The organism is Desulforhabdus sp. TSK (assembly GCF_022836495.1).
GTDB lineage: Bacteria > Desulfobacterota > Syntrophobacteria > Syntrophobacterales > Syntrophobacteraceae > Desulforhabdus.
The window spans coordinates 25,488-40,636 of the sequence record NZ_BQXM01000014.1 but is presented as its reverse complement, the minus strand read 5'-3'; the positions used below and the strand labels follow the sequence as shown (position 1 = coordinate 40,636).

The 15,149-nt window shown below is 60.8% G+C and carries 13 protein-coding genes; 5 read left to right on the top strand and 8 right to left on the bottom strand.

Annotation, left to right across the window (positions count from 1 at the left end):
* Nucleotides 1-17 precede the first annotated feature (17 nt).
* From MWC30_RS10150 to MWC30_RS10125, 6 genes are all read right to left on the bottom strand, one after another.
* Nucleotides 18-1,265: a serine hydrolase gene (locus MWC30_RS10150; RefSeq protein ID WP_244084059.1), complete on the bottom strand. Its 1,248-nt coding sequence runs from the start codon at nucleotides 1,263-1,265 to the stop codon at nucleotides 18-20.
* Between the two features lie 105 nt (nucleotides 1,266-1,370).
* Entirely contained in the window at nucleotides 1,371-1,673 is a 303-nt protein-coding gene (locus tag MWC30_RS10145; RefSeq protein ID WP_244084058.1) for a type II toxin-antitoxin system RelE/ParE family toxin, read from the bottom strand.
* Complete coding sequence (locus MWC30_RS10140) at nucleotides 1,658-1,846, bottom strand: hypothetical protein (protein WP_244084057.1); 189 nt, start codon at nucleotides 1,844-1,846, stop codon at nucleotides 1,658-1,660. Before MWC30_RS10140 ends, MWC30_RS10145 begins: the two co-directional genes overlap by 16 nt.
* 116 nt (nucleotides 1,847-1,962) lie before the next feature.
* A complete protein-coding gene (locus MWC30_RS10135; protein ID WP_244084120.1) occupies nucleotides 1,963-2,535 on the bottom strand; it encodes an efflux RND transporter periplasmic adaptor subunit in 573 nt (190 codons plus the stop codon).
* Nucleotides 2,477-4,432 carry an ABC transporter permease gene (locus tag MWC30_RS10130; RefSeq protein ID WP_244084056.1) on the bottom strand — a complete coding sequence of 652 codons (1,956 nt, stop codon included), beginning with the start codon at nucleotides 4,430-4,432 and terminating at the stop codon, nucleotides 2,477-2,479. Before MWC30_RS10130 ends, MWC30_RS10135 begins: the two co-directional genes overlap by 59 nt.
* 5 nt (nucleotides 4,433-4,437) lie before the next feature.
* The gene (locus MWC30_RS10125) at nucleotides 4,438-5,097 is read right to left on the bottom strand and encodes an ABC transporter ATP-binding protein (RefSeq protein WP_368860834.1); all 660 of its coding nucleotides are present in this window, start codon (nucleotides 5,095-5,097) and stop codon (nucleotides 4,438-4,440) included.
* 457 nt (nucleotides 5,098-5,554) lie between these two features.
* Between MWC30_RS10125 and MWC30_RS10120 the strand changes: the two genes are divergently transcribed.
* On the top strand, nucleotides 5,555-7,267 hold the full coding sequence (locus MWC30_RS10120) for an FAD-dependent oxidoreductase (protein WP_244084054.1): 1,713 nt from the start codon (nucleotides 5,555-5,557) through the stop codon (nucleotides 7,265-7,267).
* Between the two features lie 505 nt (nucleotides 7,268-7,772).
* On the opposite strand, the gene MWC30_RS10115 is transcribed toward MWC30_RS10120, so the two are convergent.
* Nucleotides 7,773-8,450: a sensor histidine kinase gene (locus MWC30_RS10115; protein ID WP_244084053.1), complete on the bottom strand. Its 678-nt coding sequence runs from the start codon at nucleotides 8,448-8,450 to the stop codon at nucleotides 7,773-7,775.
* 163 nt (nucleotides 8,451-8,613) lie between these two features.
* Nucleotides 8,614-9,939 carry an acetyl ornithine aminotransferase family protein gene (locus MWC30_RS10110; RefSeq protein WP_244084052.1) on the bottom strand — a complete coding sequence of 442 codons (1,326 nt, stop codon included), beginning with the start codon at nucleotides 9,937-9,939 and terminating at the stop codon, nucleotides 8,614-8,616.
* A 155-nt stretch (nucleotides 9,940-10,094) separates the two neighbouring features.
* Here MWC30_RS10110 and pdhA point away from each other — a divergent pair, with 155 nt between their 5' ends.
* From pdhA to lpdA, 4 genes are all read left to right on the top strand, one after another.
* Nucleotides 10,095-11,201 carry a pyruvate dehydrogenase (acetyl-transferring) E1 component subunit alpha gene (pdhA, locus tag MWC30_RS10105; RefSeq protein WP_244084051.1) on the top strand — a complete coding sequence of 369 codons (1,107 nt, stop codon included), beginning with the start codon at nucleotides 10,095-10,097 and terminating at the stop codon, nucleotides 11,199-11,201.
* A complete protein-coding gene (locus tag MWC30_RS10100) occupies nucleotides 11,194-12,174 on the top strand; it encodes an alpha-ketoacid dehydrogenase subunit beta (RefSeq protein ID WP_244084050.1) in 981 nt (326 codons plus the stop codon). Before pdhA ends, MWC30_RS10100 begins: the two co-directional genes overlap by 8 nt.
* Before the next feature lie 117 nt (nucleotides 12,175-12,291).
* Nucleotides 12,292-13,644 (top strand): dihydrolipoamide acetyltransferase family protein, encoded by a 1,353-nt coding sequence (locus MWC30_RS10095; RefSeq protein ID WP_244084049.1) that lies wholly within the window; start codon nucleotides 12,292-12,294, stop codon nucleotides 13,642-13,644.
* 51 nt (nucleotides 13,645-13,695) lie between these two features.
* Nucleotides 13,696-15,114: a dihydrolipoyl dehydrogenase gene (gene lpdA, locus MWC30_RS10090; RefSeq protein WP_244084048.1), complete on the top strand. Its 1,419-nt coding sequence runs from the start codon at nucleotides 13,696-13,698 to the stop codon at nucleotides 15,112-15,114.
* Nucleotides 15,115-15,149: the final 35 nt, after the last annotated feature.

Below are 15,149 nucleotides of genomic sequence, written 5' to 3'. Positions count from 1 at the left end.
CTCCTGGGGACTCCCTGTCAGTCCAGCAGCGCCTGATAGGCGAGGACGTGAAAATCCTTTTCCGGGAGTCGAAAACCGAACATAAACTGGGCCATCAGGATGCCGATCAACTCTTCCCTGGGATCGACCCAAAAGTGGGTCTTGGCCGCTCCGGACCATCCAAATTCACCGACCGAGCCCGGCAGAGAGGATTCGGCGACGTTCAAGAGCACCCGGGATCCCAGGCCGAAGCCATAGCCGTGCATGGGGATTCCGGCAATCTCGAAAGGCAGCAGGGCCGGCGGCAGGTGGCTCAGGTGCATGAATGCGACGGTTTTAGGCCCGAGGATGCGCACCCCCTCCAGCTCTCCGCCGTTGAGCAGCATCTGGGCAAAACGCCAATAGTCCTTCACCGTGGAGAAGAGGCCGTGGCCGCCGCGGGCGAAGGCTCCTCCGTGGGTCGAGGGGTAGGTTTCTTCCACGTCGATGCGCTCGTTGCAGCCCTGTTTCCAGGCTTTGAGGGCCTGTCTCCATGTGGTGACGGCGATATCCGGGTGTCCGTACATGGTGGCGAGGCGGTCCCGCTGCTCGGGCGGAACGGAGAATCCCGTGTCGGTCATGCCCAGGGGCGCAAAAATACGCTCTTTTAGAAAATCCTGGAGCGGTCGGCCGGAAATGACCTCGATGAGATGGCCGATGACGTCGATGGACATGCTGTAATGCCACCGGGTACCGGGCTGGTATGCCAGGGGCATCCGCGCCAGCTCACTCACCATCTCTCCCAGCGTACGGCCGGCGTCGCACTGGAGACGGGCCTGTCGGTACAGTTCGCTCACGGGGGATTCTTCAAAGCAGCTGTAGGTCAGCCCCGCTGTGTGGGTGAGCAGATCGCGAAGGAGGATGGGGCGGACGAGGTCGGCTTCACGTCTATCGCCGGGAGTTGTCTCTGCCAGCACACGCACCTTTTTGAAAGCCGGAAGAAATTTGGACACGGCCTCATACAGCTGGAACCGCCCCTCTTCGTAAAGGGTCATGAAGGCGGCGCAGACGATGGGCTTGGTCAGGGAATAAATGCGGAAGATCGTGTCCGGCGCCAGGGGAGTCGCACTTTCCCGGTCCTGCCAGCCGACCTGCTCCCAATGAACGATGCGCCCACGTCGGGCCAGCAGGGTGCTTATCCCGGCAAACCCCCGGTGATCCACGTACGACTGCATGACAGGTCTGATGCGCGCGAGACGCTCGGAGCTGACCCCCACGGCTTCAGGCGATTCGATGAGGTGGCTCACAACGTGCCTCCATGTGTGGATTGAAATAAGGTCATCTCGGTATCCATCAGCTTCTTCGCAACGTTCGGCGGGTCCATTTCATCGCTGGGTCATCCCTCGAGACCACTAAATTCTATCGTCGAGGGAGTCAAGAAGGCGTTTGCCGTGAATTACGGCAAGGATGGTGATGTGTTTGGTGTGCAGGCGATAAATGAGTCTATAGTTGTAGACAAAGCGCTCTCGGATCGTTTCGTCCTCGAACTCGGGTACGATCCGTCCTGCTAATGGAAAATCTTTCAGTCTTCTTGCAGTATCCAGGAGCTTGTCTACAACGGCGCCGGCGTAAAACTTCGAGCCCTTTGCGATGTAGTCCGCGAGTGATTCAACATCTTCCAATGCCGCAGGGGACCACGCTACTTCGTAGTCCATGCGCTCAGCCGCCTTTCGACCTCTTCCTGGGTGAGGGTGCCGTGCGTGTCCGCTGCCTGGATGCCTCTGCGGATTTTCTCAATCACATATAGATGGTACTGAATGTCCTCCAACGTACAGTCATCCGGCAGCTTCTGCAACAAAGATTCGACATCCTGCTTGGCTGTGTTCATATTCACGCTCCTCTACACTGCAATAGAGTTTTCGAAAGCCTATCAGCTGTTCTAAAATGAAACATGCTCTTTTGTTTTGTCAATCAGGACTTTCTTGAGAATCTCAACGGAATATTTTATCGAGGCCTTACGGACACATGGTCCCTGATCTTGTCGCTCGGGTAGGCGATCACCGTGGCGCCCTCGTCGAGCCCCCGGAGCACTTCCGCCTCGATGTCGTTTTGCATCCCGATTTCAACGGGCCGCAGGTGCGCCCTGCCGTTTTGGACCACGAACACGCTCCATGCGCCTGCCTGCCTGAAGAGCGCCCCGGCCGGGACCTTCAGCACATTTTCGGCTTCGGCGACGACGATGCGGACATCCACCCGGAAGGCATCCCCCAGGCGGGTCCATTTCTCCCTGGGCTCGGTAAAATCGATGATGACGTTGACCCGCTGCTCCTCCACTCCCAGGGCCGAAATTTTCGTGAAGCCCGACGGCTCCACGAGCCGCACGCGTCCCAGGAGTGAACCGTCTCCCCCCCAGCGATCGAGGTAGGCCTTCGCGCCGGGTTTGACCTTCACGGCATCGGTGGAGAGGAAATCCACCTCGACCTCCAGGTCCCCCGGATCTCCCAGTTCCACCAGCCGCTCATTGGCGGGAACAACCGCCTCGCTCTCCTGGAAGACACGGAAAACCGTCCCCGATATGGGCGAATAGACATCGAAGCGCGTGCGGCTCGGACCCTGGCGGGCATAGGATTTCAGGAGCAGCAGTGCCGCCCTGGTCTGTTCCAGCTCGAATTCCGCCACCTGGATGCCGGACTGTTCCGCCCGGACCTCCTCCGAAGCCATGCGCTCTCTGGCCTCGGCATCGTCCACATCCTGCAGGGAGACGGCGCGTCGCTCCAGGGCCTGCTTCAGGCGCTTCAAATGGACCACGGCCCGCTCCTGCTCCGCCTGGGCCCGTTTCAGAGCGTGCTGTGCCTTTTCTTTGGCCGCCTCGGCCGCCCGTACGCGGGCTTCCGCCTCGGCCGTCGTCCGAACGTCCAGGAGATCGGGGGCGGTGGGCTCGATGACGGCGATGAGGGTCTTTGCGGCCTCGACCTTGTCCCCCGGGTCGAGGGCGATGCGGAGCAATCTCCCGGGGAGCGGTGCCGACACGGTGTAACGCTCCTTGATGCGCGTCTTGCCGTCGTCTTCCACCGTCCACACCGTGAGGGCTGCGAGCCCACGGCCGAGCGCCAGTCCGAGCGGGATGGCCGCTCCGAAAGGGCTCGGCCCGGCGAACTCCGGGAAGGTGCCTGATTTCGTGCAGGGGGCGCCGCTCCAGCTGCCTCAGGATCATGCGCAGCGGTGGCGAAAAGAAGCGCTGCAGGCCCAGACGTTCCAACACCGTGGGCGTGTACCTTGCGGGAGGCTCCGGGCGCATGGCTTCCGCCGGAGCCAGGCGCGCCGCGCGATGCACGGCGTTCAGGATACCGAGTCCGGCCGCGGCTCCCCCCATGAGGAGCGCAAGGCAGATGGCCAGGGGGTCCAGGTGGTAGGAAAAAGCGGGGAAGCGAAAATACCGGGCGTAAAGCTCCGTGAGGCCCTGCCCGAGCCATATTCCCATGCCCGTTCCCAGCAGGGAGCCCCCCGTCGTGATGGCGAGGGCGAACTTCAGGTAATGGAGTCCGATTTCAAACCTGCTGTACCCGAAAGCCTTCAGGGTGGCGATCTGCTCGCGCTGGGTGTGGATGAGGCGCGAGAGGACGACATGGATGATGAAAGCAGCGATAGACAGGAAGATGGAGGGAGGGATGATGCTCATGCCGCGCAGCTGCTTCATTTCGTCGGAGATCAGCCGGTGAGAGAACTGATCCTCCCGGCCGTAGGACCCCAGCCCCCCGTAAGGCTCGATGAGGTGATCCAGCCTGTGCAGAACCTCGGGCTCCAGGGCGCCGGGCATGAGGGAGAGGCAGATGTCGTTGAAGGCCCCTTCCAGGCCGTACGCGGTGGAGAGCTCCTCGTGATCCAGCCAGAATACCCCGAAGCGCCTGTCATCGGGCACGATGTCCCCGGCCCGGAGCTGATAGATGAATTCGGGTGATATGGCGATCCCGACGATCTTCAGGGTGTCGAGGCGGCCGTTGATGACGGCGCGGACCGTATCCCCGGGATTGAAACCGTGGGCTTGGGCGAATGGTTCGCTGACGAGGGCCTCTCCCCTTCGGCCGGCTTCGATGGGGCGCCCCTTCCGAATGTGGAGGCGGTTCAAGCTGCTGCCGGAACCGCCTTTGATGGAGACGAGTCTTCCGACAGCCGGCTCGCCCATGCCCGGGATATCGAGAGTCACGTCCACGACCACGCGGGCGTCCACCCGCGAGACGCCGGGGATCGCCGCAATGCGCTCCCTGAGCGGGTCGGGGGCCCGCTTGAGGTGGGCAAAAACCTGCGCGAAACGGTAGCGGTCGTAATAGGCTTCCCGAGCCGTTTCCAGGGACGCCAAGGTAGTGAGAGACATGACAAAGACCGCAATCCCGCAGGCCATGACGAGGGAGATGGCGAAGGCCTGCCCTTTCATCTGCAGGAGATCGCGCACGAGCTTTCGATGGAGAGCGTTCATGACGACTACCAGGCGAGCTCGCGCGCTGCGGTCTTTTTCGCGTTGCGTCGGATGTCGACGATCCTGCCGCCCGACAGGAGGATGACCCGGTCGGCCATTTCCGAAATGATGGCATTGTGCGTGATGACGGCCGTCGTCGTCCCCAACTCCCGGTTGATGCGGTCGATGGCTTCCAGTACCAGGATACCCGTTTGAGCATCAAGGGCGCCGGTCGGCTCGTCGCAGAGCAGCACGTCGGGGCGCTTGGCGATGGCTCTCGCGATGGCCACCCGCTGCTGCTCTCCTCCGGACATCTGTGCGGGGAAGTGGTCCAGGCGCTCCCCCAGGCTCACCAAACGCAGGGCCTCTTCGGGTGTCATGGGGTGCTGAGCGATTTCGGTGACCAATGCCACATTTTCCCGCGCCGTCAGGCTGGGAATGAGGTTGTAGAACTGAAAGACGAAGCCGATGTGGTCCCTGCGGTACTGAGTGAGTGCGGCATCGTCGAAAGCGCTGAGGTCGTGGTCGCGGTAGCGGACGGTACCCTTCGTCGGCACATCCAGCCCTCCCAGGATGTTCAGGAGAGTCGATTTCCCGCTGCCCGAAGGGCCGAGCAGTACCACCAGTTCGCCGGCATAGAGATCGAGGTCCACGTCGCGCAGGGCGACCACCTCCACTGCACCCATGTGGTAACTCTTGCTCACGCCGCGTGCTCTGAATACAACCTTCGGGTCAACCAGTGAGGGGAGGGCTTTATCGGTCAACGTCTCTTCCTCTCGATGGGAAAGCTCCGGGTTCGCTCCAATTTGCTCTGGATGGGGTGGAAGCCCCCTGCTCCAACGACCCCGGCCGCTGTGCTCCCGACGCTCCGTCCTCCTGAGTGAAGGGGGACCGTGTATTCCTTGAGGACAATGGCAGTATGATCCATCAGCTGTCGCAGATCAACCCTGCACCCCAAAATCTCCTTTCTACGAGTGGGCCTGTAGGACGTGCGCACCACGCGTCTAGACTACATTACAACTCTGTGATAGGATCATTTGCCAATTCGATTGACTTCCAGGGGCATGGAGGACGAAAAATATCGACCTATTCACGGTTTCCTTTGGAAAAACAATCCCGACAACCCAGAAGGAGAAGAGCGTCATGGAAAATCAGCTCCGTGTTTTGATCATTGGTGGAGTGGCTTGCGGACCCAAGAGTGCGTCGCGTTTGAAGCGGTTGATCCCCGATGCGGATGTCACCATGATTGAACGTGGCCGTCTGGTTTCGTACGGTGCTTGCGGGCTCCCCTATTATGTCGAGGGAATGTATCCGGAAATCAGCATGGTGAGCGAGACGCCCGTCGGCGTACTGCGGGATGCCGCATTCTTCGAGAAGGCGAAGGGGTTCAAGACCCTGACGCGGCTGGAGGCCACCCGCATCAGCAGGGAGGCCAAAACGGTCCGTGTGAAGCATCTCGACACGGGGGACGAGCGGGATGTTCCCTATGACAAGCTGGTTCTCGCGACGGGCAGCCGGCCCATTCAGCCACCCATCCCGGGGCTGGAGCTCGCGCATGTCTGGTACATGCGGCACCCGGACGACGCCGAGAGCATGGTGGCGGAGATCGAAGGGCAGAAGCTGCGCAGGGCCGTCATCATCGGGGCGGGCTACATCGGGGTGGAAATGGCCGAAGCCCTGGTGCGTCGAGGCCTGGAAGTCACCATGGTGGAAATCTTCGATCAGATCATGCCCCAGTTTCTGGATTACGACATGGCCACTCTTGCCGCCAAGCAGCTCCGCCAGAAGGGTGTTCGCCTCGTCCTGGGGGAGAAGGTCCTTTCGGTGCAGGGGAAGGAGGGGAAAGTCGCTTCCGTCCAGACGGACAAGCAAACGATAGAGGCCGACCTCGTGCTGGTGGGCGTGGGAGTCCGCCCCAATGATGAGCTGGCCCGGGAGGCCGGGCTTGCCTGCCATCCCCGGGGAGGCATCGTCATCAACGGATATTGCCAGACGAGCGACCCCGACATTTATGCCGGCGGGGACTGCGTCGTGAACCATGCCGCCTACCCGGAAATAAAGGATGCCATGTTTGTCCCCCTGGGATCGACCTCCAACAAACACGGCCGGGTCATAGCCGATCATATCGCAGGGGTGGCCGAGCCCTTCGTGGGCATCACGGGTACTGGCGTCTGCCGGGCCTTCGATGTCACCCTGGGCCGGACGGGCCTGACGGAAAAGCAGGCTCGCCAGCTCTATCCCGATGTGGAGACGGCCATCTGGGCCGGACCCGACCTCCCCCACTATGTGCCCCAGAGCAAACCTCTGGTGATCAAAATGGTGGCGTGTCGCCGCTCCCGCAAGCTGCTGGGTGTCCAGGTCGTCGGTATGGGGGATGCCTCCAAGCGTTTGGATGTGGCGGCCGGTGCCATTTTCTTTGGTGCCACCGTGGACCAGGTGGGCAACATCGACCTTGGCTATGCGCCCCCCTACGCTCCGCCCATCGATCCCCTCGCCGTCACGGCGCATCTGCTCTTGAACAAGCTCAACGGCATTGCCCGAGGGATTCCTCCCCTGGAGGCCAGGCGGCGCCTGGAGAGCGGGGAGGACATCCTGCTCCTCGACGTGCGAACCCCTGATGAATTCCAGATGATGCGCATGCCCTACGAGAAGCTGGTGGTTCACATTCCCCTGGGAGCCCTGCGGGGAAAACTGGACCAGCTGCCCCGGGACAAGGAGATCTTCGCGTTCTGCAAAGTGAGCATGCGCGGTTATGAAGCCCAGCGTATCCTCAATGGGGCCGGTTTCGACCGTGTCAGCTATATCGAGGGCGGACTGGTCGGATGGCCTTTCGAAGTGTGGACTCCAAACGCCTGAACGTCTTTAGAAGCATGCCTCCGGTGATGCCCGGCGATGGAAGGCCTTCCGGGATTGCTGGGTAGACAGTGGTCTTCGGATGCGAGGGTGATTATCATTTTCTCATGAACAGATTTGAATCCCTGCCATTCTCTTCGTCAGATGATTGAGGATGGAACGTAAGGCAAACCGAAGTAAAATTTGAGGGCCCTTCGGGGGAGAGGGAGGTGCTCCATGGAATCCAGAGACAAACGATCCTGCATGTTTGAAGGTCGTGAATATGGCCACGGTGCGGAAACTTGCAGCTCTCACAAATGCATGCGATGCAATGATGGAAGCTGGGAAGATACAGGAAGGGAAGTCAATCTCTTCGGCTTTGGACCCTGAAAGAGAGGCGGGTGTGCCATAGTGTAAATCGGTTACGGGGAATTCCCGGAGAAGCATGAAAGTCGTTTCAGGCATTGCAACAGTGGAACCGAGAGGGGCGGAAATATCAGTTTCCGCCCCTTTTTTTTAAGCGGAAAGTTCAGGGTATCGGCCATGATGCGGTGACGACGGTTCCTGCTTCCCGGCTGGAATGTATGGTGAAAGAACCACCGGAAAGCTCCGTCCGTTCTTTCATGCCCGCGAGGCCCATTCCCCGCTGCGGATCGCCGCCTGAGGCGATTTCCTGAACGTGGAAGCCCTGGCCGTCGTCCTGGATGTCCAGTTTCATCCGGGAATCGGTTTTCTCCAGGGAAAGGGTGATGCTGTGGGCACGGCTGTGCTTCACCACGTTGTGGAGGGCTTCCTGTACGATGCGGAACACGACGATTTTCAGGTGCTCCGGGATTTCCTCTTCTTCCAGAAATATATTTTGCTCGATGTGAATTTGCGGATAGGCTTTTTGGAATTCGCGGCAGAACCAGCTCAACGTGACGAGAATCCCGAAATCGTCCAGAAGAGAGGGCCGAAGGGATGCGCAGATGCGCCGCACTTCCTCTATGGCGCTTTGAACTGTGGGCACCAGTGCAGACAGGGCCTCAACGGATGGGGTAGCAGAAGGGCTGTCCGCATTGACGATGATGTTTTCCAGGGTGAACTTGATGGCCGTCAGAGTCTGCCCAATGCTGTCGTGGAGCTCCATGGCGATGAGTGCCCGCTCCTTTTCCTGGGCGGTCATGAGCTGAGCCGAGAGGCAATCGCCCCGAAAACTAAAAAGCAAGAGAGGATTGCGCCCCGAACATAAACCTCGTGAAAGGGGACGTGGAAAATGAGCAGATCCCAGAAAGGCTTCTCATAAAATATAAAATGGTCGAAGGCCGCATCCACAACCCACGCGATCATCCCGAAAATGCACGAAATGACAACGACCCTGGTTTGCTTCTTCATCCAGCTACCTCACGGACTGCGGCCTCAAAGATGCTCAGGCCGACGTCGATCTCCTCGGTGCTGACGGTGAGGGCCGGACAGAATCGGATGGTGCTGTCTCCGCATCCCAGGAGGAGAAGTCCCTTGCGGAAAGCCTTCTGGATGACCTCGTTCCGCCACTCGTGGGCGCGTTCCTTCGTGACGCGGTCTTTGACCAGCTCCACACCCACCATGAGCCCTATGCCCCGTACGTCGCCCATGCACTCGATGGACTTCTGGAGCTCGCGGAGCCCCGCCATGAGCTGTTCTCCCCGAGCGGCCGCATTGGCCATGAGGGACTCTTCCAGAAGGGCCAGTGTCGCGAGGGCGGCCTGGCATGAGACGGGGTTGCCCCCAAAGGTGGAAGCATGGGAGCCGGCTTCCCAGATCATGATGTCCGCGCGGGCCACCATGGCTCCCAGGGGCATGCCCGACGCAATCCCTTTGGCCAGGGCGATGATGTCCGGGACGACTCCGAAGTGCTCCATGGCAAACATTTTTCCCGTCCGTCCCATACCCGACTGCACCTCGTCCGCCACAAAGAGGATCCCGTATTTTCGGGTCAGTTTGTACAATTCCCGATGAAATTCGGGGGGCGGGACAATGTATCCTCCTTCCCCCTGAATGGGCTCCACGAAAATGGCCGCCACCTCTTCGGGCGGAACCGTGGTGCGGAAGAGGGGATCCTCGATCCAGCGCACGCAGGCGGTGTCGCAGGAGGGGGCACACATTCCGTAAGGGCACCGGTAGCAGTTGGGATAGGGAACATGCGTGATTCCCGGGACCAGGGGGTTGTAATATTTTTTCTGGATGGTCTTGCTCGCCGTCAGGGACAGTGCCCCCATGGTGCGGCCGTGGAAGGCTCCGAAGAAGGCCAGGTTCAAATCCCTGCGGGTGCTCCAGCGGGCCAGCTTGAACGCCGCCTCCACGGCCTCCGCCCCGGAGTTCCCGAAAAATACCTTCCAGGCGCTCTGACCGGGGGCCAGATGCGCGAGCTTTTCGGCCAGGTGGATTTGGGGAGTGTAATAGAAATCCGTGCCGGACATGTGCAGCAGGCGCTCCGCCTGATCCTGAATGGCTTTGACGACGCGGGGATGACAGTGCCCCGTGGCGCAGACGGCGATCCCGGCGGTGAAGTCGAGAAACGAGTTGCCGTCAGGGTCCTCAATCCACAATCCCTGTGCTCTTTCCGTCACCAGCGGATAGATTCTGGTATAAGATGGAGAAACATAAGCCGTGTCCTTCTGGATGAGCTCTAGCGCCCTGGGGCCTGGAAGAGCGGTTTGAATTTTGGGATATCTCATGGTCGCTCCTTTGAAAAGATGGACGGTCGCTCTGGTCAGTACTGGAGTTTGTACTTACTATAGAGACGATTTATGTCATTTTGAATAGCCCCATCAAGTTGAATAGCCTCATCAAGCCACGTTTTAAGACTGAACCGGAAAGAAGGATATGCGATATGCCGAAAAAAGAAATCGAACTTCCGTACCGGGTGAGCTACCTTTCGATCCTGGATGAAAATGGGCAACTGGACAAGGAGCTGGAACCGGATATTCCCGAGGATTTGCTCCTCAAGCTGCATCGGGGCATGCTCCTTGCCCGCAGATTCGACGAACGCATGCTCACCCTGCAGCGCCAGGGAAAGATCGGTACCTTTGCCCCCATCAAGGGGCAGGAGGCTTCTCAGCTGGGAGCGGTGGCTCTGCTGGAGCCTTCCGACTGGCTGGTCCCTTCCTTTCGGGAAATGCCTTCGGAGCTCTGGCGAGGCAAAAAGATGGAAAATATTCTCCTCGTTTATGGAGGGTACAACGAAGGGGGCCACATCCCCTCGGATCTCAACGACCTGCCCGTTTCCATCCCTGTGGGGACCCATCCCCTGCATGCCGCGGGCATTGCCTATGCCATGAAGTACCGGGGGAAAAAGGATGTGGCCATGACCTTTTTCGGGGACGGCGCCACCTCCGAGGGCGATTTCTTCGAGGCCATGAATTTTGCCTCCGTCTACCAGGTTCCCCTCATCTTCGTATGCCAGAATAATCAATGGGCCATCTCCGTCCCCCGCTCCAAGCAGACCCGATCCCGGACGCTGGCTCAGAAAGCCCTGGCGTTCGACATGCCCTGCATCCAGGTGGACGGCAACGACATCCTGGCCGTCTACGCGGCCGCCAAAGAGGCCGTGGAGCGCGCCCGGTCGGGCGGCGGGCCCACCCTCATGGAATGCATCACCTATCGCATGTCGGTGCACACGACTGCGGACGACCCCAAACGTTACCGCACGGATGAAGAAGTGGCCGAATGGGAAAAGCGGGATCCCCTCGTGAGGTTCCAGAAATACCTGAAAGACAAAGGCCTGCTTTCGGATGAGAAGATTCAAGCGGTGGACGAAGAGGTCAAGAGCGAGGTGAAGGCTGCCGAAGGACGCTGGGAGGAGATCACCCGGAAAACACCCGATCCCCTCGACATGTTCGAGCATCTGTATGCGGAAACGCCTCCCCATCTCCTGGAGCAGAGGGCGGAGCTGGAGCGGGAACTGGCGGAAAAACGGAAGGAGGCGGACAATGGCTAAGCTCACGATGGTCCAGGCGATCAACCTGGCTTTGCGCCAGGAAATGGAGAAAGACGACCGCGTCATCGTTCTGGGTGAAGACGTGGGGGTAGACGGCGGGGTATTTCGCGTCACGGAAGGGCTCATCGAACAGTTCGGTCCCGAGCGCGTCCTGGACACTCCCCTGGCGGAATCGGGGATTGCGGGGTTCTCCATCGGGATGGCCCTTTATGGACTCCGGCCTGTCTGTGAAATGCAGTTTTCCGGCTTCAGCTACCTGGCTTTTCACCAGATGGAGTCTCACGCGGCTCGACTGCGCGGGCGTTCTCTCGGGCGGTTCAGCGTCCCCATGGTGCTCCGTGCGCCCTATGGGGCGGGGGTACGCGCCCTGGAGCATCATTCCGAGAGTCGCGAAGTGTACTGGGCCCATACGCCGGGGCTCAAGATGGTCATTCCATCGTCTCCCCGGAATGCCCGTGCCCTCCTCGTCAGCGCCATCCGAGATCCGGACCCGGTGGTTTACTATGAGCCCAAAGCCCTCTACCGTGCCTTTCGAGAAGAAGTTCCCGACGAGGAGGAAACCTTCCCCATCGGCAAATCCCACATGGCCCGCGAAGGCAGGGATGTGACACTGGTCTCCTTCGGAGCCATGATGCACCCGACCCTGCAGGCTGCCGAACTTCTGAAGGAAAAGGACGGCATCGACGCCGAGGTGATCGATCTCCTGACGCTCGCACCCCTGGACGATAGCCTTTTCACGGCATCCGCCAGAAAAACCGGGCGCGTCGTGGTGGTGCATGAAGCCCCCCGGAGCTTCGGGGCCGGCGCCGAGCTCGTCGCCCGTCTGGTGGAGAAATCCTTTCTGTCCCTGGAAGCCCCGGTGCGCAGGGTGACGGGCTTCGACCTGGTGATTCCGCTCTTTCAAAGAGAAATGGACTACCTGCCGGGAGTGCACCGCATCGTGAGCGCCGTGCGCGAAACCGTTCAATACTGAACCCTGCCGGGGGGGGGAACTGACAGGCTTTTCCCGGGTTGCGAAGGGGGAATGGACGCTGAAAAACGCTGTCAGACGCTGACTTACGCTGACAAAGACCCAGAGTGAGGAGAGGATATGCCCATAGAATTCAAGCTGCCGGATCTCGGAGAGGGAATACACGAAGGAGAGATCGTCGAAGTGCTCGTATCCGTTGGAGACCGTGTGGAGGACGGCCAGCCCATCCTCCTGGTGGAAACGGACAAAGCGACAACGGAGGTTCCCTCTCCCGTCGACGGGGTGGTGGCCGAAATCAAAGTCAAGCCCGGAGATATCGTGAAAGTGGGGCAGGTGCTCATGACGTTCAGCGAGGAGGAGAAAAAGATCCCGTCGAAACCCCAGGCGCCGTCCCAGCCCGAAAGGGAGGAACCTGCTCCGAAGAAAACGCGGGAGGACATTCCCGCAGCCGTTGAGGGAGTGCCCCGGCCGCATGCCGAAAAGGAGTCCGGGGCAACGGTGCCCGTCCTGGCTACTCCCTCCACCCGAAGGCTGGCGCGGGAGCTGGAAGTCGATCTGCATCAGGTGCACGGGACGGGGCCGGGAGGTCGCGTCACGCCGGAAGATGTGCGTGAATTTTCCGAAAAGAAGGAAAGAGCGCCTGAGCCGGCCCGCGAGGCCGGAGTCGCAGCTGAAAAGCCCGGCGCCGCCGCGGAGACTGCCGCTCTTGCCCCTCCCCTCGTTTCCGGCGCACCGCCCCTTCCCCGCTTCGAGGACTTCGGCCCTGTGGAACGGATTCCCCTGCGCTCCGTCCGCCGGGCGACAGCCAGGCAGATGGCCCTGGCCTGGTCTCAGATTCCTCATGTCACCCATCAGGATGTGGTGGACATCACGGACCTGGAAGCGTTCCGCCGGAAGCACAAGGCGGAGGTGGAAGCCTCGGGAGGAGCCCTGAGCCTCACCGTCTTCGTAGTGAAGGCTGCCGTGGCGGCTCTCAAAGCCTTTCCCCGCTTCAACGCCAGCCTGGATCTGGCCTCTGAAGAGATCGTTCTGAAGCGCTACTATCATGTGGGAGTTGCGGTGGATTCCGAAAAGGGTCTGATCGTTCCGGTGCTGCATGATGTGGATCGCAAAAGTCTGACCCAGGTGGCCGTGGAGCTCCGGGATCTGGCGCAGCGGACCCGGGAGGGCAAGGCCGGCGTGGACGATATGGCCGGTGGCACCTTCACCGTCACCAATATCGGCCCGCTGGGGGGAACCGGCTTCGCGCCCATCGTCAATTATCCCCAGGTGGCCATCCTGGGCATGGCTCAGGCGCGGCTGCAGCCCGTCGTCCAGGGGGATCTGCGCAGCCACCGGATTGTCCCCCGGCTGATCATGCCCCTTGTTCTGGGGTTTGACCACCGGGTGGTGGACGGCGCCGACGCGGCGCGTTTTCTGGGAATGATCATCGAAGCGCTCCAGAGCCCGGAAAAGCTCATGATGGTGATGTGAGAGCAGCAGAGGGATCGAGGATGCACGACGGGAGGTGAACCGGTTATGGTCATGGGGGAATTCACGCAGGAAACGGATGTTCTGGTGATCGGCGGCGGCCCCGGCGGCTACGCGGCGGCATTTCGGGCCGCCGATCTGGGGTTGGAAGTCACCCTGGTGGACATGGGGGAACGGCCCGGGGGAGTGTGCCTCTTTCGCGGCTGCATTCCGTCCAAGACGCTCCTGTATGTCTCTGAAATCATCCACGACGCGGCGCGGGCGGGTGAAATGGGGGTTTCCTTCGGCGAGCCCCGGGTGGATCTGCCCCGGTTGCGGGAGTGGAAAAACGCCGTCATCGACCGGCTTTCCAACGGCCTCGTGGAGCTGTGCAGGCGGCGCGGGGTTCAGTTCCTCCAGGGGCGCGCGGTCTTCGAAAGCTCCGAGCAAATCCGATTGCTGGAGGGTGAAATTTCTCATGTGAAATTCCGCCACGTCATCCTGGCTACGGGCTCCCGTCCCAACCCTCTCCCCGGCTCCGCCTTCAAGAAGGGGGGGCGTGTCATGGGCTCGACGGGGGCACTGGAACTGCGGGACATTCCGGAACGGCTCCTGGTGGTCGGCGGCGGCTATGTGGGCGTGGAGCTGGGGTCCGTCTATGCCTCTCTCGGGAGCCGTGTGACCGTGGTGGAATATGCCGACCGCATCATGGCCGGGGCCGATGGAGACCTGGTCCAGCCCCTCGAGCGAAGGCTCCGGGAGCTCTTTGCTGCGGTGCACACTCGAACCCGCGTGGCGGCCCTGGAAGAAAAGGAGGAACGCGTCGAGGTCACCCTGGAGGGAGACGGTGTAGAGCCCCGCCAGACGTTCGACCGTGTGCTGGTGGCCATCGGGCGCATGCCCAATTCGGGAGACCTGGGGCTGGAGCATACCGGGGTGAAGCTGGATGACCGTGGCTTTATTCTCGTGGATGAACAGCGCCGTACCGACGATCCCAAAATTTTTGCCGTCGGCGATGTGGTGGGCGGTGCCATGCTGGCCCACAAGGCCATGTTCGAAGGAAAAGTTGCCGCGGAAGTCATTGCGGGCAAGCCTTCCGCCTTCGACGTGCAGGCCATTCCCGCGGTCGTTTTTACAGACCCCCAAATCGCCTGGTGCGGGCTGACGGAAGATGACGCGCGCAGGCAGAACCGCCGTGTGAAGGTGGCCCGATTCCCTTGGTCCGCTTCCGGTCGGGCCCTCAGCATGGGGCTCAACAGGGGGTTGACCAAGCTGGTCATCGATCCCGAAGTCGGAAGCGTCCTGGGCATGGGCATAGTGGGGCGTGAAGCCGGGGAAATGATCGCCGAAGGGGTGCTGGCGGTGGAAATGGGCGCCCTCGCCGAAGACATGGCCCTTTCCATGCATCCCCACCCGACCCTCTCCGAGAGCGAAGCCGAAGCGGCGGAGGCTTTTCTCGGCAGTTCCACGCACATATTGTCGCAGCGACAATGAAGCGACGGATCACTCACCGCTGGATGCTCCGCCTG